A 16,923-nucleotide genomic window follows, 5' to 3' on the forward strand; every position below is an offset into this window, starting at 1 on the left:
CCTTCTAAATTTACAACTAAAACAGGGATGACCATGAAAATAATGGAATGGCCACAGGATGAAAGGCCAAGAGAACGATTGTTACGCCAAGGCCCGCAAAGTCTTTCAGACGCTGAACTTTTAGCCATTTTCCTACGTACCGGAACGCAAGGCCTCAATGCTGTTGATTTGGCCCGCCATCTGCTAGGAGAGTTCGGTAGCTTACGCGCACTGCTTGAAGCAGACCTGAAAAGCTTCACCAGCCACCTGGGCCTGGGAAGTGCCAAATATTGTCAATTACAGGCTTGTTTAGAGCTTTCCAAGCGCTATTTACAGGAGAACTTGCAACACAGCCAATCGTTCAGCAATCCCAATGATGTAAAACTCTATTTAAAAAGCCTGCTCAGTCATCACAAACGTGAACAGTTTGTTGCCCTCTTTCTCAATAATCAACACCAATTGCTAGCTTCAGAAACCCTGTTTCAGGGCACCATAAATAGCTCCGAAGTACACCCCCGGGTGGTTGTCGAGAAGGCCCTGACTTATCACGCAGCCGCGGTTATTCTCGCTCACAATCATCCCAGTGGTTCGCTTGAACCCAGCCCTTCGGATCGGCATATTACGGATAAAATCCAAGAGGCGCTTGGTTTGCTGGACATTCGCACACTGGACCATATCATCGTCGCTCAGGGCGGCAGCTATTCCTTTGCAGAGCATGGACTACTATAATGGCCAAACGACCACAGATACCGAAAATCAGCCGCAAATGACTAAATTCAAGAAATTAAGCTATAAACAGGCCATTTGATCTGAGTTTTGTTGTCAAGCGGGCTGCTTTCTGGTATAAAGTGCGCCCAATTTGAAGAGCTGCGATGTTCAAATATCCAACATCGTGCGCTTAAACCGTTTTTTTGAGTTATTTTTGGAGGCTATCCATGGCTAAGGTTTGTCAGGTAACAGGTAAGCGCCCAGTGACCGGTAATAACGTGTCACACGCTAAGAACAGAACCAAGCGTCGCTTCTTGCCTAATTTACATTCTCACCGTTTCTGGGTTGAGAGTGAGAAGCGTTTCGTAAGATTACGTGTATCTGCAAAAGGTATGCGCGTTATCGATAAAAAAGGTATCGATACTGTGCTAACTGAATTGCGTGCTCGTGGCGAAAAAGTATAAGGAGCGATAGAGATGCGCGATAAAATCCGTTTAGTATCAAGTGCCGGTACAGGTCACTTCTACACTACAGACAAAAACAAGAAAAACATGCCAGGCAAAATGGAGATCAAAAAGTTTGATCCAACCATTCGCCAACATGTTATCTACAAAGAAGCTAAAATTAAGTAATCACGCTTAAACGGTTGTTCATTATACCGTTAAGATATTTAAGTTTTCTGCCTCCAAGAAAACGCTTCGATGTACGTAAAAGCCCAGTTTACTCTGGGCTTTTTGCGTTGTAATCGCTACTATGACCCACCAGTAATGAAACACCCTCATTAAAATCTAATGCCTGAATTACCCGAAGTTGAGACCACTAAGAATGGGCTGGCCCCACATATTGTCGGCAAACGAATTACTGCGGTAAATATCTACCAGCCTCAGCTGCGCTGGCCTGTCGCTGAAGAGGCCACCACATTAGTTGGCTTGGTATCGAGCGATATTGAACGACGCGCTAAATATATGCTGTGGCACTTTTCGACCGGCAGCCTAGTCATGCACTTAGGGATGTCAGGTACCATGCGCGTAGTCAGCGCCCAAAGCGCTTTAAAAAAACATGACCATTTCGAAGTCGTATTTGATGATCGTACCGCCTTGCGCTTTAACGACCCGCGACGCTTTGGCGCCATCCTTTGGCAGCCTAAAGGGGAAACCCTGAAAGTACTCAGTCAGCTTGGCCCAGAGCCCTTAAGTGATGACTTTGATGGGCAATACCTACATCAGGCTTTAACCAAGCGCAAGGGCGCAATCAAAAACGCCGTTATGGACAATAAGGTGGTAGTTGGTGTCGGCAATATTTATGCCAGTGAATCACTTTTTATGAGCGGCATACATCCTAAGCGCGCAGCTAACAAAGTCAGTCTGGCTCGCTGCAAGTTACTCGCTGGATTTATCAAAACGGTTCTAGAAAAAGCCATCGGCGAGGGTGGGACAACATTAAAGGACTTCACACAAACTGACGGTTCACCGGGCTACTTTGCTCAGCAATTAAATGTGTATGGTCGTGCTGACTTGCCTTGTAACCAGTGTGGCGCCATCATCAAGAAACAGGTCATTGGGCAACGATCTAGTTTCTACTGCCCCAAATGCCAACGGTAGACCAGCCGCTACTACAGGCCCGGAACGCTAGCTTCCTTGTGAAACTTCTGCTAAGTTGAAAGCAAGCCTTTCAAATAGACGTCTATAAGGCTTTGTTTCGCTATAGTCAAAAATACAAGGAGTCTGCCATGTTAAAACATACTAAGAGCAAAACGTCACAAGCCATTACTTCCGATTCCAGGGTGGATATGACATCCCTGCTAGATATCGTATTCATCATGCTACTCTTCTTCATAGTTACCACCAGCTTTAGCAAAACCCAAACCATGGATGTTGCTCAACCAAGCAACCAATGCCAGGCCAACTGCGAGCAGGGTGAACAACCGATATTAGTCAGTATTAATGAGGACAGCCAAGTTATTTTTGGTAATAGAATCATAGACATCGAGGCAGTTCGAGCTAACATTGAGGGGCAGCTGATCAATACACCACAGGCTTCATTGATTATCAGAGTAAATGAAATGGCACAGCATGCAGCACTGATCGGTGCCTTAGACCAGGCCAAACAGGCTGGAATTCAAAAGATTAGCGTTGCCCGCTGGTAAGCATTATAAAGGAAATGGATTTTGCTAAATTTACACTAGACATTTAGTTCTGGATCACATTTAATGTGCCAGCTATACTTAATGAATTGGTGAATTTGTCGCCCAGATTTAACTTTGCAGGGCTGACTTATGTTGTACAAGCTTAGTCTCATACAAACAGACAGAGCGATAGGATTAGAGAAATATGCGTAATAAACGAAATAGAGATGATGATGAAACCTCAATCGATATGACGCCGATGCTAGACATCGTCTTTATCATGTTGATTTTCTTCATCGTAACAACCTCATTTGTTAAAGAGGCAGCGGTAGATATAGCGCGTCCTACAACCAACCAGGACACTACTCCACCGGAAAATCCTCCACCATTGATTGTGGTTTCAATTGATGAAGGGAGCAATGTCATTATGAATGAACGTACTATCGATAAAGAGGCAATTCGCGCCAATATCGAAACACAACTGGCTGTAGACCCGCGCTCACCAGTTCTTGTACGTGTGCATGAAGATGCTTATAACGAAGTACTGATTGCTGCAGTTGACCAAGCCAAGGAAGCCGGTGTTAGCAAAGTTAATGTTGCTAAATGGATAGTTGGCAAATAACAGCAAATAACAGCTATACAAAGAAGGCGGCTTTGGCCGCCTTTGTCTTATCTAGACTTCATATCCTCTTATCGAACGGCAAACAAAATACATGCTGAACTTACTTATCATTTTAGTCATCGCTCTGGGTATCGGTTTTTGGCTCTATAACAGCCGCATCAGTGAGCAGGCACATAAAGTCGCGCTCAAAGCCTGTGAAGATGCTTATGTACAGAACCTGGATGGCTATGTTGCTTTAAAAAAAGTGTATTTTGACAAGAATTCAGAGGGTAAATGGCGCTTTCTTCGTCGCTATCAATTTGAGTTTGCTACAGATGGTGCTAAGCGTTATGTCGGTCATGTGATTATGCAAGGCCGCTGGCCCATTATTGTGGAAATGGAATCGCCACAAGAGCCGGTATAATTATAACCATCAATAATCACCACCATCACCTTTAGGCAACAATCTCAAAATCGTTGTTTCCTGGCTCTATCTGCACCACATGAATCGGCACCAATCCATAGCGTGACCGAGCTCGATCGCAGGCCGGATTGACACCTTCAAAATTAATGTCGAAATCCCTACAAGGGCTTGGTCTATCGTTATAAATGCTGCAAGTCGCGTCTTTACCTACCGTTCCAGTCAATGCCACACAGCGCGGATTGGAAGCCTGCGTACCCGACATACAGACACGTTGTGGGCTGATTTTCTCTGTTAATTCAGCTGGAACTTGCCCATAGGGCGCCAGAGTGGTTTCACCCCAATAAAAAGATACGCGAAAAGTTGCGCAACATGCGCCACAGGTCATACAAGGATTCGTGCTCATCGCTCAACAGGACGCCAAACAGTCACACAGTAAAAGAGATCTTATTCTAAATGAGCCAGGAGAATACTGTCTACAAGTCTTTTAAAGATTAATACAAAAGCCTAAGGTACTACACTGACATTGCCATCAATGATCGGCATCTCCAATGCCCGTTGAGCTGCAGTATAAGCTTTCCGATAAGCAATTTGTCCTACTTCTAATTTGAATGGTCCTGAACGAGGCAAATCATGGATAACCAGACTGGTTAAGTTGTCACGAGCTGGCACCTGTATCGCAGAGTCATTTTTTCGACGCCAAGGAGATTTGGAGGCTATGTGATGATAAAAAATCCGCTCGCCCTGCTCAGTTCCTTGAAGAGCGGGTCTATCTTGAATACCACCATCCAGCAAGCGATGCTCATCAATAACAATGGGCTGGAACATAAAGGGGATCGCACAGGAAGCATATATAGCCGAAACCAAATCGCCACTTTGTAAGACTCGTGTCAGCTTACTATCCATTGAATATGCCGACAGCACCAGCTTTGCACGACAATCTGCAAAATTATTGGCCGACAAAGCATCTTTAAGTAGCTGGCGAAATTTGTCACCTTTTAGCAACCCCAACCCTAATCCGGGATCCCAAAAGTCAGAACGCTTCAGACTAAATAGAAGTGTTTTAATATTATCTGAGCTCATACCGCCCGCCCAACATCCGGCAATCAGAGCGCCCGCACTTGAACCGGTTAACTTTTTTGGCAACAGCTGAGCCTCTTCCAAGGCTTGCATTAACCCAGCATGAGCAAAAAAACCAAAAAAACCTGAGGAGAGAGTCAGGGTAAATGGTTGTTCTGAAAGCCATTCTTTGAGGAGGGGATTAGACATTCAGAGTATATTCTTTGAGAGAATCATTCAGAGTGTCAGTCAAAAAAGGCGACTATCGTCGCCCTGTCGTTTCTGCACAGATAACATTATCCAACAAACTTATTGCCCGTTAGCTTTTCATACTTAACAATCAATTCTTCATTTGTTTCTGGGTGCTCTTCATCTAATGGAATACAATCCACCGGACACACCTGCTGACATTGTGGCTCATCATAGTGCCCTACACACTCGGTGCATTTATCAGGGTCGATCTCGTAGATCTCTTCGCCCTGATAAATCGCCTCATTGGGACACTCCGGCTCACAAACATCGCAGTTGATACATTCGTCAGTAATTTTTAATGCCATAAGGATCGTTAATCTCTATTACGCAAGTCACTCTACTATTATCGCTTATATAACGTCCAAGTTCGAGTGTTCAAGCCATAATATTTTTGTATATAAAGCTTGTGAATCAAGACTTAAACTTGTCCAAAAGCGCCTGTTCCACACGCTCATCTACAAATGCAGAAATATCCCCACCTAGAGACGCGACTTCGCGCACCAGCGATGATGAAATATAGGAATATTTTTCAGACGGGGTTAAGAATATTGATTCCAGATCAGGGTCCAGATGACGATTCATATTCGCCAGCTGAAATTCAAACTCAAAGTCCGACACCGCACGTATACCACGCAGAATAGCTATCGCACTGTTCTCTTTAGCAAAATTAGCTAATAATCCACGAAACCCCAACACTTCTACCTGCGGGTTATCGGCAAAGATCATGCGCACCATATCGACCCGCTCGTCAAGACTGAATAACGGTTTTTTGGATGGACTATGTGCAATCGCAATAATCACCTTGTCGAATAAACGACAGGCACGATTGACCAGATCCATATGGCCTTTAGTGATGGGATCGAAAGTCCCTGGGTATAAAACAGTTTTCTTCATAAGATTGACACTAGATCAAAAGGTCATCTTACTGAAAAGCTTCATGAAATCCTAGAGGTTGCAGCCAACTGACTGGCTAGCTTTGCTACCAGAGCATAAATGGACAACTGCGGATTAGCACCTATGCTAGTGGGGAAAATTGAGCCGTCAAAGATATAGAGTCCTTTGAGGTGGTGGAAACGTCCCGTCTCGTCAACCACAGAACGCGCCTTATCGCTACCCATAGCGCAACCACCCATAACGTGAGCACTGAATACCAGAGCCTTGAGTGACTCCATAGGAAGTTCTTCTATAGCTGACTTTGCCTGCTGCCAGTCGGTATAGGGCTGCGAATAAAGGTGAAGTGGCAATACCTTCTCTGCGCCTGCAGCAAACTGCATTTCAGCCATCGCCAGCAAAGCTTGGCGCGCGCTACGCCAGAAGTAATCGTTGAGCTCATATTTCAACTTTGGAAAACCATAGTCATCCAGAATAACTTCCCCACCGACACTACGCTCATCAAAGCCATCACGCAGCAAAGCGATCGAACCTTGAATATTGGGGAACTGCTGCATTAAATCAAAATGCTGTTGGCCAAAGCTTGTTAATACTGTTGAGGTTAATAGCGGATGAAGCGGAGCAGCTTCAATCTTAAAGCCCATGTCTTCGCTATCTGGCCATAAGAAATGATCGCTGTAAATGCTTTGTGGAGCTCCGGCGTAGCCATTAACGGCTTCAGGCATAATTGCCGCACTAATGACGGTTGGATGCAAAAAAGTTCTTTTGCCAATGACTTTATTGGGGTCAGGAACCTGTGAGCGAAGCAGAACAGCCGGCGACCCAATAGCGCCAGCGCTTAATATAACTAATGGTGCTGTCACACTAACCTTGCGATTGGCAATTGGCTGACCAAAGTCATCCATCGCCACCAGCTCACAACCGGTCACTTTATCTTTCTGATAATTAATTCGCTCAACCCTGGCTTTGTAAATTAGCTGCGCTCCAGCTTTCAGAGCCGCGGGGATGGTCGTTGTTAGCATCGACTGCTTCGCATTGATGGGACAGCCCAGACCGCAATAGCCCAAATTAGCACAGCCTTTTACGTTTCGTGCGATGCCTGAGTGAGACCAGCCCAACTTTTCTGCCCCATTAGCAATGGTTTGATTATTTTCATTGGCTGGTACCTGCCAAGGCTCAATATTCAATCGCTGTTCCATTGTGTCAAACCAGGGAGCAAGCGTTTTTTGATTATGAGCTTCTATGCCAAAATTGCTTTTCCAATGAAGCAGGGTTTGCTCAGGTGTTCTAAAACTAGTGGTCCAGTTAATCGTAGTTGATCCACCAACCGAACGCCCTTGCAAAATATTGATCGCTTTATCTAATGTCTTACGACCAGCTGATTCTTGATAGAGTTGCGGATAAGCATCCTTTTCTCGCATTTTAAAATCACGAGCCGTCTTGAGAGGCCCTTCTTCAATCAGCAAAACCCGATAACCTGCTTGAGCAAATATTTCGGCACTAACCCCACCCCCAGCACCACTACCAATAATCACTACATCAGCCGAAAGTTTTTTTTGCTGTAAGTATGCAGCGTCTATTGCACTAGAAGTCTTCATAAAATGATTCGGGTAAATTTAATTGAGGCGGGCCAGGGTAACCAATCGACTGCCAGCTCATTGGCTCACCATAATAAGAACCTACTATAATTTGATGCAGACCAAGATACCCCGTACGTAACAGTGCTAGATAGCTCTCTTGCCAACTAGCCAAGAAAAACTGTAATGAATCTATGCTGGCTTTATTCCAGCGTGTCCAAATTCCCGCAACTAGAGCTTTACTTAACTGGAAACTAAGCAGGCTAAAGAGTTGCCTTAATTCATCTTGTGTTGATTGAGGCAAACCGCTAATTGCGCCATCAATATTTTGTAATATGACAAACTTTAAATTATCGTCACCTTGCTGCACAGCAGGATAAAGATAAGCAGGAATGAGCGCCCATAAAAGCATCCGCTCATCAAGGGTTAGAAATCGATAAGGGTAGTCATCACCTTCCAGTGCTTCGACAGACTCTGTTAATGACAACTGCCAAATACTGATCCCTGAAGCGAAGGCCAGGCTACCCCACAAAGAACTTTTAAGAATTGTCCGGCGGGTTTTATTTACTCCAGGAGTATCGTTATTCTTCATCATTAATTTCTTTTACCGACCTCTCATTAGTCGATAAAGCAATTTACTGAGCTTACCATAAGGCGGGTAAATCAACTTAGAACTGGCGAATCGAGATTGCTTAAAGATACTCTTAGCATGAGAAAAAGTTTTGAAACCCTCAACACCATGGTAATGCCCCATTCCACTGGGACCAATACCACCAAAAGGCAGGTTTTCCTGACTGACATGTAAGATGGTATCGTTTACTGTGACGCCACCTGAATGAGTCTCGGTCATCAGCCTATGAAAGTGATTCTTATCATTTGACAAAAGATACAATGCTAATGGACGAGGTCGCTGCTTTATGGATTTGATAATCTCATCGAAAGAATCAAAAAAGAATACAGGTAATGAAGGTCCGAATATCTCTTGTTGCATAATTAACATATCATCCGTTGCACCAAGAACTATATGTGGTGGCTGTTTTCTTCCGGTAGTTTCAGAGTTACAAAACAGTGGCACAAAGTCAGCACCTTTTTCTTTGGCATCATCCAGTAGTGCTTGATGGCGCTCCCACTGCTTATTATTTATCATTGCCGTATAGTTGCTACGCTTCCAGTCAGGATAAAGTCTGTTTGCCACGGATTTACAGGTATTAACAAATTCTTCTTGATGCGACTGGTGCACAAAAAGATAATCTGGAGCCAGGCAAGTTTGCCCCGAATTAAGTAACTTACCAAATAATAATTTCTCAACGGCTTTCTCAAGTGGATAACCTTCATCAATAATAGTAGGTGATTTACCACCCAGCTCCAGCGTTACCGGTGTTAAATTCTTGCTTGCAGCCGCCATCACTTTCTTGCCGATATCTGTTGAGCCAGTAAATAAAATATGATCAAAAGGTAAGGCAGCAAAATTCGCTGCAACTTCGGCGTCGCCATTAACAACACTGATCCATCCTTTAGCGATATATTTATCGCAAAGCTCTGCGAATAACTGACTAAAACTTGGGGTAAACTCTGACATCTTGACCATCACCCTATTGCCCGCAGCAATAGCCGCCACAATGGGACCTATGGCAAGGTAGAGTGGGTAGTTCCAGGGAACAATGATACCAACCACGCCTAACGGTTGAAACATAACGCTAGCTGATGCCGGCTTAAACCAGATACTTACCTTCCTTTTTTCTGGTTGAATCCAGCTAGTGATATTGTTATAAGCATGTTGGATGGCTTTTATAGAGGGAAATATTTCAGCAATCTGAGTTTCAAATGGTTCGCGGTAAGAAAAATCTTTATCAATGGCCTCAATAATAGACTGCTCATGTTTGAGTAGCATTTTTTTTAATTGTTTTAACACTCTACGGCGTTCTTGGATAGCAGGATAGGACTGCTCAAAGGCTAATTGCTTGAAATGACTAAATACCTGTTCCATTGCTATACTTCATATAATTTAGAATGAACTCAGCATAGCAAATTTTGAATGGAAATCTATAAACAATTCAGATCAAGTAAAACTTCACTTCAGTGACTAAAGAAAGCGATCAAAGTACTCAAGAATAGTTTTTTCCAGGAAGAAACTGGCACTACCGATACTGACCTCATTGACAAAACCAACATGGCCTCCGTGTGAGCTAACTCTTAACTCTAAACAATCAGCCATCTGCTCATCGCTTGGAATGATCTCTGGCGCCATAAAAGGATCATCTTGTGCATGTAAAATTAAAGCAGGTTTGGTAATGGTTTTTAAATAATTAATGCTCGATGATTGTCGATAATAATCTTCAGCATCTTCAAACTCATTGAGGCGCGATGACACCCGATCATCAAACTCTCTGAATGATCCTATGAGCATTAAATCTTTTAAGGTTAAATTCAGTTTTTTCAATAGTTCGGCCGGTTCAAATTTGGCGGCTACTTTACGTTTAAGCGCTGTCAGCAGATAGTGCTTATAAATTTTCGAGAACCCTTGGTCGATTGAATCAGCACATATAGATAAGTCGAACGGCGTTGAAACAGCACAACCCGCAGTAATATTAGCTTTATCCCCCTGCTCACCAAGCCACTTCAATAGTACGTTGGCACCTAGTGAATAACCAGTAACAAATATCTTTTTGTTTCGAAGCTCGCCATTTTTCTTAGCTTTAATTTCAGCCTCTATATGCTGCAAGACCTGCTGCAAGTCTTCACTTCGCCCCGAGTGGTAGGTCTTATCAAGCCGGTTCATTTCGCCACTACAGCCACGCCAATATACCAACACACCACGCCAACGACGCTGATGGATTTTGAATAACATTCTGCGCAAGTACGGCGAATCGATACCCCCCTCCAGACCGTGTAACAAGACTACAGTTGGTGCATTTCGATTAGGGTTCAACCAGTCAATATCAATGAAGTCTCCATCCTCAAGCTCCACTCTTTGGCGGTGGAGCTTAGGTAATGGAATTTTAGGACTCAGTGGAGCCCAGAAAGTTTGCAGGTGACGGTTGCTAAGCCACCATGGCGGATTGAAGTCACTTTCCTTGCGCATACTGATTTACTTTACTGTTATGAATGATATTGCTTACTCAACTGGTGTACTGAATTAATAAATACTCCTGCTTTAGCAGGGTCAACCGTTTGGTGTATACCATGACCTAGATTAAATACATGTCCAGACCCTTTTCCATAGCTCGCCAGGATCGTCGCCACTTCGTCACGAATACGGTCGTCCTCGGCATACAGTATGGATGGGTCCATATTGCCCTGCAGTGCTACCTTACCGGCAACTTTAGCTCTTGCATCAGCTAAATCTGTGGTCCAATCGACACCCAAACAATCACATCCTGTTACTGCCATTATATCCAACCATGCTCCACCACCTTTTGTAAACAAGGTTACTGGAATTTTATGACCTTCGTGATCACGCTTCAAACCATCAACAATTTTCTGCATATAACGCAGTGAAAACTCCTGATAATCTCTCGGACTTAACACACCGCCCCAAGTGTCAAAAATCATCAACGCCTGTGCGCCTGATTCAACTTGTGCGTTTAGGTATAATATTATTGAGTCGGCTAATTTATCCAGCAACTGATGCATCACAGCAGGATCGCTGTACATCATGCCTTTAACTTCGGAAAAATTCTTCGTGGTACCACCCTCCACCATATAAGTGGCCAATGTCCACGGGCTACCCGAGAAACCAATTAATGGCACATCGCCTTTGAGTTCACGACGAATCGTTGCCACTGCATCGGTGACATACTTGAGTTCCTGGTTGGGATCCGGAATAGGCAACGCAGTAACATCCGCTTTTGTTCTTACAGGTTTATGGAAAGCGGGACCTTCCCCTGGAGTGAAATACAGCCCTAAACCCATAGCATCCGGAATAGTTAGAATATCCGAAAAAAGAATGGCTGCATCAAGCGGATAACGGCGCAATGGTTGCAATGTGACTTCACACGCCAACTCAGGATTGGTGCATAAATCCATAAAACTACCCGCTTCAGCACGCAATTGACGATATTCAGGCAAATAACGTCCTGCTTGGCGCATCATCCAAATGGGGGTTCTATCGACGGGTTGTTGTAAACAGGCTTTAAGGTAACGATCGTTTTTTAGCGGGTGGCTCATAGTATTGTCAGTTCGCCATTGTCATGATGCCATTATAAAGGTTATAACAAGCTAAAACAGCCCAATCTGCTATTTTACTGACTTATCTCATTAGCAATAGCTGAAAAAGGCCTGATCCATGGTTGTTGATTTAAGATACGCTTAGGAAGTGATGAAATGGCTTGCTCTGCTTCTGCTCGAGTAGCATAAGAACCCCATAATACTCGGTAGCGAACTTCATCATTGACTGTTGCTTTATAGACATAACTGTCAGCCAGGTCCAAGGAATGTTGAAACTCATCAGCCGCCAATTGTTTAGTATTCGAGTAAAGTTGAACGCTGTAGTGATCACGAGACTGCGACTCGAACCATTGTTCAAACTCAGGCTTTGCAACAACTACTAATTCTGTTGGGACCGGCTCGGGTTCTGACAAAGCTATCTTTGCAATCGGATCTGCCGCTTCACTTTCTAACTGAAGTTGCTCAGATTTATTTGAGTCAGAGATCGTTTGATTTGCATCTTTTTCAAGCTCTGAAGTTTCGTCCGGAGTCTCTTCAATGACCTGCAAATTCTGATTCTGTAAGTTTGTTGGCTTAGATTCTTCTGAGTCCGTTACGAAAAGAGCTATCACAAATGCTAGTACTGCAACAGCCAATATAGCGGTCGTCCACCAGCCTTTATCAGCTTTTTCAAAAGACTCATTACTTTCATATCCGCTGACAAGCCTCTGTATACTTTTCTCAGCCTGTTCAATTATATACTTTGGTAAGCCTTTTGAAGCATACCAGATGGTATCACTCTGCATTTGCGACAATTGCATCATTTTAGGTCGACCATGCAATTGTTTTAATAGAAACTCATAGCAATCTTGCTTTGTAAACAGTGGCAACATAACGTGATTATTATAAAAGTCAGAAACTCGCTCACTGGTTCCGGCTTCACCTAGCAACAGCCAAAAAACATTCTCCTTTGGCTCAGTCAAATGTACCAGAAGGCTGGTTGAAGCTTCGTGCGCATCATCAACCACCACCACCACAGGTCTTTTACGATCTTTTGGAAGCTGGTTATAAATCTGGTCATAGGTGCTTAAAGGATGAACTTGCACTCTCTGACAATCAACAGATTCATCAAGAAGCAGGCGCTTTTCAAGTATCAGTCCAAAAGTACTTTTGCCTGCACCAAACTCAGCTTCTACTAAAGTGTAGCCGCTGTTAATAGCCTTATGGCGGGTCACCGAAATTAGTCGCTTCCAACTTTCAGGTAAAAACAGTACTCTCTGCTCTTTGCCAAAAGGATTTTTACTCTTTGTCGGTTGAAGTGCCATGATTATGATCGCTTAGCTCATTTCTTTGATTAAAAACTGTTCTACTTCTATGGTATGTACTGCTCTATCAATCATAACCTGCCCCACTTTTTCTGGCAAAACAAGCGTTAGCATTTCACTAGTATTCTTTTTATCTAAGCGCATTGCATTCACCAGGTCTGCTGCCTTTAAATGTGCAGGGATTCTAGTAGACAAACCAAACTGTTCGATTAAAGTTAGGATCCGCTGCTTGTCTGATAATGATAAGTACTGTTGCTCATGACTAAATTTAGCAGCAAGACACATCCCTATGGAAACGGCCTCTCCATGTAGTAGCCCACCATATCCGGCGCAGGTTTCAATAGCATGCCCAAATGTATGACCTAGGTTTAACCAGGAACGAACTCCTTGTTCTTTTTCATCCATAGCAACTATATTAGCTTTAATTCTACAAGCCCTTTCTATCATGTCAGCCAAAACATTATTTTCAAGTGATAAAATAGATTGCGAATTTTCACCTAACCACTCAAAGAAATCGTTATCTGCAATAATACTGGCTTTTACGATCTCACTAATTCCGCAAAGGAATTCTCTCTTTGGCAAACTGCTCAAAGTAGAGATATCGGAGACAACCAAGCTTGGCTGGTGAAACGCGCCAATAAGATTTTTACCTAAAGGGTGATTGACGGCGGTCTTACCTCCAACTGATGAGTCAACCTGAGATAATAATGTAGTAGGGACTTGGATAATCGCCATTCCACGATTAAGAGTAGCTGCCGCAAAACCTGCTATATCACCGATGACCCCTCCACCCAAGGCAATAACAGTATCATTTCTACGCAACGGGACTGAAATCATTCGATGCAATAATAGTTGCCAAGAGTCTAGTGTTTTAAATTTTTCACCATCAGGTAGTAAATAGGTGTGCACCCGATAGTCGCTAAGTGCCTGCTTGAGGGTATCTAAATAGAGAGGAGCAACAGTTTCGTTTGAAACGATAAAGACAGTGTCACTTTTTAATATGTCGGTGAAGATCTCTTGTTTTAAAAGATCTTCACCTATGAGAATCTTGTAATGAGATTGTTCTGCTGCAAAAGATAAGTCAATATTTTTCAATGGCTTATGGCTTTTAAGCTATAGGTTGTTCCATCAACTCAACGATTTCTTTAGCCACAGACTTAACAGAGCTGATATTGGTTGCAACGGTTAAATCTGCAATTTCCAAATACAGTGGCTCACGCTCTTTCATTAATGCCTCTAATGTTTCGCGTGGATTATCGTTTTGAATCAATGGTCGTCTTTTATCACGTCGGGTTCTTTCTAATTGTTGCTCAATAGAGGTTTCTAGGTAAACCACCACGCCTCTTGCAGCTAGAAAGTTTCGACTTTTATCTGAAACTATAGCACCACCACCGGTAGCTAACACAATGCCTTGACGCTGTGTTAACTCTTCCAATACGACCTCTTCTCTTTGACGAAAGCCATCCTCGCCCTCTATATCAAAGATCCAGTCAATAGGCGCACCGGTGCGTTCCTCAAGTTCATGGTCACTATCCACAAACTCCAGCTTCAAAATCTCGGCTAATTGCTTGCCAATTGTAGTTTTACCGGCACCCATCGGGCCCACTAAAAAGATATTGCGCTTACCTTTCATTGTATTTTTTGAACTCTTCGATTGCCAAAACAGAGAAAAACCAAAAACCCAGGCGTGCGAATTATACCTGGGTTTTCAGTAATTGGGTACGAGGGATTAGTTTTTCAAGCCCTGCTCAATAATTTTTGGCGTTACGAAAATAAGCAGTTCTTGTTTCGTATCCTCGCGCTGAGTATTTTTGAATAACCAGCCTAACAAAGGAATATCCCCTAACAACGGCACTTTTGACTCATCATACGTTGTTCTATGCTGGAAGATACCACCCAATACAATTGTTTCGCCATTATCAACTAAGACCTGGGTACCAATCTCTTGAGTATTTATTGCCGGAGCACCAGAGCTACCACCACCATCAGGGCTAGTAAATATCACATTTTCACCACGAGTGTCTTGTGTGATAGCCAAGTCAAGAATTACACGACCATCAGGAGTAATTTGCGGAGTTACCTTCAACTCCAGCACTGCTTCTTTAAACTGCACGTTTGCAGCACCTGAAGAAGCCCCTTGCAAATATGGGATTTCTTCACCTGCTTTAATGAACGCTTCTTTCTGGTTTGCAGTTATGACCTTCGGACTTGCAACCACTTCACCTCGGTTCTCTGATTCAAGTGCAGACAGCTCCATATCAACCACGATACCATCTTGCAGTCTGGCAAAAGATAACCCTAATGAACCAGCAGGATTAGCAATTGGTAAATTAACGTTAAAGTCACCATTAACTTCACCTGAGTTCATCACATCACTGACACCAAAGCGAGAACCAAGATCGCGGGCAAAGCCGTCATCTGCAGTAACGATTCGTGCTTCAATTAGCACCTGTCTCACTGGAATATCAAGCTGTGCCACCAAGCGACGAACATCCTCAATTTTTGTCGAGACATCTTGGACCAATATAGTATTAGTTCTTTGATCAGTAGTTACCGATCCACGCTCAGATAAAATACCCACTGACTTTCCATCGCCTGAACCACCACCAAGGCCGGCCTGCAGGATAGCGGCAATTTCTGCAGCTTTAGCATAATTGACCTGAATTAGCTCAGTACGTAGTGGGGCTAATTCTTCTTGCTGCTTATTTGCTTCCAGTTCTTGCTGTTCACGTTGAGCAATGATATCGGCTGGAGCAATCATCATGACATTACCTTCTTGACGCTTACCCAAACCTTTAGATTTAAGGATGATGTCTAACGCTTGGTCCCATGGCACATTGACAAGGTTTAGTGCCATTGAGCCTTGAACATCATCACTGATAACAATGTTGATGCCAGCAAAGTCCCCTAATGTGTGCAAGATAGCTTTTAGGTCCATGTCTTGGAATTGCAGGGTTAAAGTTTCGCCTGTATAAGTTGGCTTCTCGCGCTCACGCTTTTCAATTTCTTGCTGAGTAAGTGGCTTCAACTCAATGGTATATTGATCATTTGCCTGGTACGCTAAATACTCAAAGTTATCATTAGCTCTGATTGCTAACCTTACAACATTACCGCGAGTTGATGTTTCAACGATTTGGGCAGGGGTACCAAAATCTATAACATCAAGACGACGAACAAAGGCAGGATCAATGTCAGCGCCCATAAAATCAGCAATAACTGTTCGCCCTTCCTGACGCAAATCAACCGAAACATTAGGATCGCCAAGATTTACCAAAACACGACCTTCGCCATTTACTCCACGGCGGAAGTCAATCCCTGAAATATCATAGCCAGAGCCTGAGCTAGTTTGGCGACTTACCGATCTGCTCGAAGAGTCTGATGTAGCAATACTTCCTTGATCTAATGTCACAACATAGTCAGAACCTTCAATTTGGCTGTTATAAGTAACCAATTGCGAGAGGTTGATAACTACTCGAGTTCTGTTCTGCGCCTGAATTGCGGTTACAGAGTTCACAACACCGACACCAATGTCTTTAGTCTTAAAGTCCAAGCCAGAGTCAACACCCTCAAAGTCCATAGAGATTCTCGCCGGATTTGCAGTTGTAAACTCCTGAGGCGTCGGAGGGACATCTGAATAAGTCATTCTCAGCTGCACCTTATCGCCCGGCAGAACATTGTAATTGATAGATTCAAGCTGGCTGGCTTTAGCGCCAAAGGATACGAGCATCGCAACAGCGAACACCGAACAGCTTTTTATAAATGTAGTAGTCTTTGTCAACATAGTCGATTTACCTAATTGTGACTTGTTTGTCCATAAATGGTTTGCATTATTCATAGTT

Annotated in this window: 20 protein-coding genes; 7 read left to right on the forward strand and 13 right to left on the reverse strand. The window is 43.5% G+C overall.

Annotated elements, in window-relative coordinates; genetic code table 11:
- Window positions 1-33 precede the first annotated feature (33 nt).
- The 7 genes from radC to KKOR_RS11195 all read left to right on the forward strand — a co-directional run bounded on the left by radC (window position 34) and on the right by KKOR_RS11195 (window position 3,837).
- On the forward strand, window positions 34-708 hold the full coding sequence (gene radC, locus KKOR_RS11165; RefSeq protein WP_015781236.1) for a RadC family protein: 675 nt from the start codon (window positions 34-36) through the stop codon (window positions 706-708).
- Between the two features lie 206 nt (window positions 709-914).
- Entirely contained in the window at window positions 915-1,151 is a 237-nt protein-coding gene (rpmB, locus tag KKOR_RS11170; RefSeq protein ID WP_015781237.1) for a 50S ribosomal protein L28, read from the forward strand.
- A 12-nt stretch (window positions 1,152-1,163) separates the two neighbouring features.
- The gene (rpmG, locus tag KKOR_RS11175) at window positions 1,164-1,319 is read left to right on the forward strand and encodes a 50S ribosomal protein L33 (RefSeq protein WP_015781238.1); all 156 of its coding nucleotides are present in this window, start codon (window positions 1,164-1,166) and stop codon (window positions 1,317-1,319) included.
- A gap of 159 nt (window positions 1,320-1,478) precedes the next feature.
- The gene (mutM, locus tag KKOR_RS11180; protein WP_015781239.1) at window positions 1,479-2,288 is read left to right on the forward strand and encodes a bifunctional DNA-formamidopyrimidine glycosylase/DNA-(apurinic or apyrimidinic site) lyase; all 810 of its coding nucleotides are present in this window, start codon (window positions 1,479-1,481) and stop codon (window positions 2,286-2,288) included.
- 128 nt (window positions 2,289-2,416) lie between these two features.
- Window positions 2,417-2,833 carry an ExbD/TolR family protein gene (locus KKOR_RS11185; RefSeq protein WP_015781240.1) on the forward strand — a complete coding sequence of 139 codons (417 nt, stop codon included), beginning with the start codon at window positions 2,417-2,419 and terminating at the stop codon, window positions 2,831-2,833.
- A 184-nt stretch (window positions 2,834-3,017) separates the two neighbouring features.
- A complete protein-coding gene (locus KKOR_RS11190; RefSeq protein WP_015781241.1) occupies window positions 3,018-3,434 on the forward strand; it encodes an ExbD/TolR family protein in 417 nt (138 codons plus the stop codon).
- Window positions 3,435-3,525: 91 nt separating this feature from the next.
- On the forward strand, window positions 3,526-3,837 hold the full coding sequence (locus KKOR_RS11195) for a DUF3301 domain-containing protein (protein WP_015781242.1): 312 nt from the start codon (window positions 3,526-3,528) through the stop codon (window positions 3,835-3,837).
- Window positions 3,838-3,868: 31 nt separating this feature from the next.
- On the opposite strand, the gene KKOR_RS11200 is transcribed toward KKOR_RS11195, so the two are convergent.
- From KKOR_RS11200 to KKOR_RS11260, 13 genes are all read right to left on the reverse strand, one after another.
- Window positions 3,869-4,240: a YkgJ family cysteine cluster protein gene (locus KKOR_RS11200; protein WP_015781243.1), complete on the reverse strand. Its 372-nt coding sequence runs from the start codon at window positions 4,238-4,240 to the stop codon at window positions 3,869-3,871.
- Between the two features lie 101 nt (window positions 4,241-4,341).
- Window positions 4,342-5,103 (reverse strand): patatin-like phospholipase family protein, encoded by a 762-nt coding sequence (locus tag KKOR_RS11205; RefSeq protein ID WP_015781244.1) that lies wholly within the window; start codon window positions 5,101-5,103, stop codon window positions 4,342-4,344.
- 86 nt (window positions 5,104-5,189) lie between these two features.
- Entirely contained in the window at window positions 5,190-5,450 is a 261-nt protein-coding gene (locus tag KKOR_RS11210) for a YfhL family 4Fe-4S dicluster ferredoxin (RefSeq protein WP_015781245.1), read from the reverse strand.
- 106 nt (window positions 5,451-5,556) lie between these two features.
- The gene (coaD, locus tag KKOR_RS11215) at window positions 5,557-6,039 is read right to left on the reverse strand and encodes a pantetheine-phosphate adenylyltransferase (RefSeq protein ID WP_015781246.1); all 483 of its coding nucleotides are present in this window, start codon (window positions 6,037-6,039) and stop codon (window positions 5,557-5,559) included.
- Between the two features lie 41 nt (window positions 6,040-6,080).
- Window positions 6,081-7,634 carry a GMC family oxidoreductase gene (locus tag KKOR_RS11220; protein ID WP_015781247.1) on the reverse strand — a complete coding sequence of 518 codons (1,554 nt, stop codon included), beginning with the start codon at window positions 7,632-7,634 and terminating at the stop codon, window positions 6,081-6,083.
- Complete coding sequence (locus KKOR_RS11225) at window positions 7,621-8,208, reverse strand: hypothetical protein (RefSeq protein ID WP_015781248.1); 588 nt, start codon at window positions 8,206-8,208, stop codon at window positions 7,621-7,623. Before KKOR_RS11225 ends, KKOR_RS11220 begins: the two co-directional genes overlap by 14 nt.
- 9 nt (window positions 8,209-8,217) lie before the next feature.
- Window positions 8,218-9,600 (reverse strand): coniferyl aldehyde dehydrogenase, encoded by a 1,383-nt coding sequence (locus KKOR_RS11230; RefSeq protein WP_015781249.1) that lies wholly within the window; start codon window positions 9,598-9,600, stop codon window positions 8,218-8,220.
- Between the two features lie 96 nt (window positions 9,601-9,696).
- Window positions 9,697-10,695 carry a hydrolase gene (locus tag KKOR_RS11235; protein WP_015781250.1) on the reverse strand — a complete coding sequence of 333 codons (999 nt, stop codon included), beginning with the start codon at window positions 10,693-10,695 and terminating at the stop codon, window positions 9,697-9,699.
- Between the two features lie 17 nt (window positions 10,696-10,712).
- A complete protein-coding gene (hemE, locus tag KKOR_RS11240) occupies window positions 10,713-11,780 on the reverse strand; it encodes a uroporphyrinogen decarboxylase (protein ID WP_015781251.1) in 1,068 nt (355 codons plus the stop codon).
- A gap of 74 nt (window positions 11,781-11,854) precedes the next feature.
- Window positions 11,855-13,084, reverse strand: a complete 1,230-nt coding sequence (locus KKOR_RS11245) for an SPOR domain-containing protein (protein WP_015781252.1) — start codon at window positions 13,082-13,084, stop codon at window positions 11,855-11,857.
- 12 nt (window positions 13,085-13,096) lie between these two features.
- On the reverse strand, window positions 13,097-14,179 hold the full coding sequence (aroB, locus tag KKOR_RS11250) for a 3-dehydroquinate synthase (RefSeq protein ID WP_015781253.1): 1,083 nt from the start codon (window positions 14,177-14,179) through the stop codon (window positions 13,097-13,099).
- 13 nt (window positions 14,180-14,192) lie between these two features.
- Window positions 14,193-14,717, reverse strand: a complete 525-nt coding sequence (gene aroK, locus KKOR_RS11255; RefSeq protein WP_015781254.1) for a shikimate kinase AroK — start codon at window positions 14,715-14,717, stop codon at window positions 14,193-14,195.
- A 96-nt stretch (window positions 14,718-14,813) separates the two neighbouring features.
- Window positions 14,814-16,919, reverse strand: coding sequence for a type IV pilus secretin PilQ (locus tag KKOR_RS11260; protein ID WP_015781255.1), 2,106 nt, complete (start codon window positions 16,917-16,919; stop codon window positions 14,814-14,816).
- Between the last annotated feature and the right edge of the window lie 4 nt (window positions 16,920-16,923).

It is taken from the genome of Kangiella koreensis DSM 16069 (assembly GCF_000024085.1).
Taxonomy (GTDB): domain Bacteria; phylum Pseudomonadota; class Gammaproteobacteria; order Enterobacterales; family Kangiellaceae; genus Kangiella; species Kangiella koreensis.

Bases quoted from the DNA above. Each gene is read 5' to 3' on its own strand.
- coaD (WP_015781246.1), bottom strand. From the start codon at position 6,039: ATGAAGAAAACTGTTTTATACCCAGGGACTTTCGATCCCATCACTAAA.
- KKOR_RS11195 (WP_015781242.1), top strand. From the start codon at position 3,526: ATGCTGAACTTACTTATCATTTTAGTCATCGCTCTGGGTATCGGTTTT.
- rpmB (WP_015781237.1), top strand. From the start codon at position 915: ATGGCTAAGGTTTGTCAGGTAACAGGTAAGCGCCCAGTGACCGGTAAT.
- KKOR_RS11220 (WP_015781247.1), bottom strand. From the start codon at position 7,634: ATGAAGACTTCTAGTGCAATAGACGCTGCATACTTACAGCAAAAAAAA.
- KKOR_RS11225 (WP_015781248.1), bottom strand. From the start codon at position 8,208: ATGATGAAGAATAACGATACTCCTGGAGTAAATAAAACCCGCCGGACA.
- KKOR_RS11185 (WP_015781240.1), top strand. From the start codon at position 2,417: ATGTTAAAACATACTAAGAGCAAAACGTCACAAGCCATTACTTCCGAT.
- KKOR_RS11260 (WP_015781255.1), bottom strand. From the start codon at position 16,919: ATGAATAATGCAAACCATTTATGGACAAACAAGTCACAATTAGGTAAA.
- KKOR_RS11210 (WP_015781245.1), bottom strand. From the start codon at position 5,450: ATGGCATTAAAAATTACTGACGAATGTATCAACTGCGATGTTTGTGAG.
- radC (WP_015781236.1), top strand. From the start codon at position 34: ATGAAAATAATGGAATGGCCACAGGATGAAAGGCCAAGAGAACGATTG.
- KKOR_RS11245 (WP_015781252.1), bottom strand. From the start codon at position 13,084: ATGGCACTTCAACCGACAAAGAGTAAAAATCCTTTTGGCAAAGAGCAG.
- KKOR_RS11205 (WP_015781244.1), bottom strand. From the start codon at position 5,103: ATGTCTAATCCCCTCCTCAAAGAATGGCTTTCAGAACAACCATTTACC.
- KKOR_RS11230 (WP_015781249.1), bottom strand. From the start codon at position 9,600: ATGGAACAGGTATTTAGTCATTTCAAGCAATTAGCCTTTGAGCAGTCC.
- KKOR_RS11190 (WP_015781241.1), top strand. From the start codon at position 3,018: ATGCGTAATAAACGAAATAGAGATGATGATGAAACCTCAATCGATATG.
- aroK (WP_015781254.1), bottom strand. From the start codon at position 14,717: ATGAAAGGTAAGCGCAATATCTTTTTAGTGGGCCCGATGGGTGCCGGT.
- KKOR_RS11200 (WP_015781243.1), bottom strand. From the start codon at position 4,240: ATGAGCACGAATCCTTGTATGACCTGTGGCGCATGTTGCGCAACTTTT.
- hemE (WP_015781251.1), bottom strand. From the start codon at position 11,780: ATGAGCCACCCGCTAAAAAACGATCGTTACCTTAAAGCCTGTTTACAA.
- rpmG (WP_015781238.1), top strand. From the start codon at position 1,164: ATGCGCGATAAAATCCGTTTAGTATCAAGTGCCGGTACAGGTCACTTC.
- KKOR_RS11235 (WP_015781250.1), bottom strand. From the start codon at position 10,695: ATGCGCAAGGAAAGTGACTTCAATCCGCCATGGTGGCTTAGCAACCGT.
- mutM (WP_015781239.1), top strand. From the start codon at position 1,479: ATGCCTGAATTACCCGAAGTTGAGACCACTAAGAATGGGCTGGCCCCA.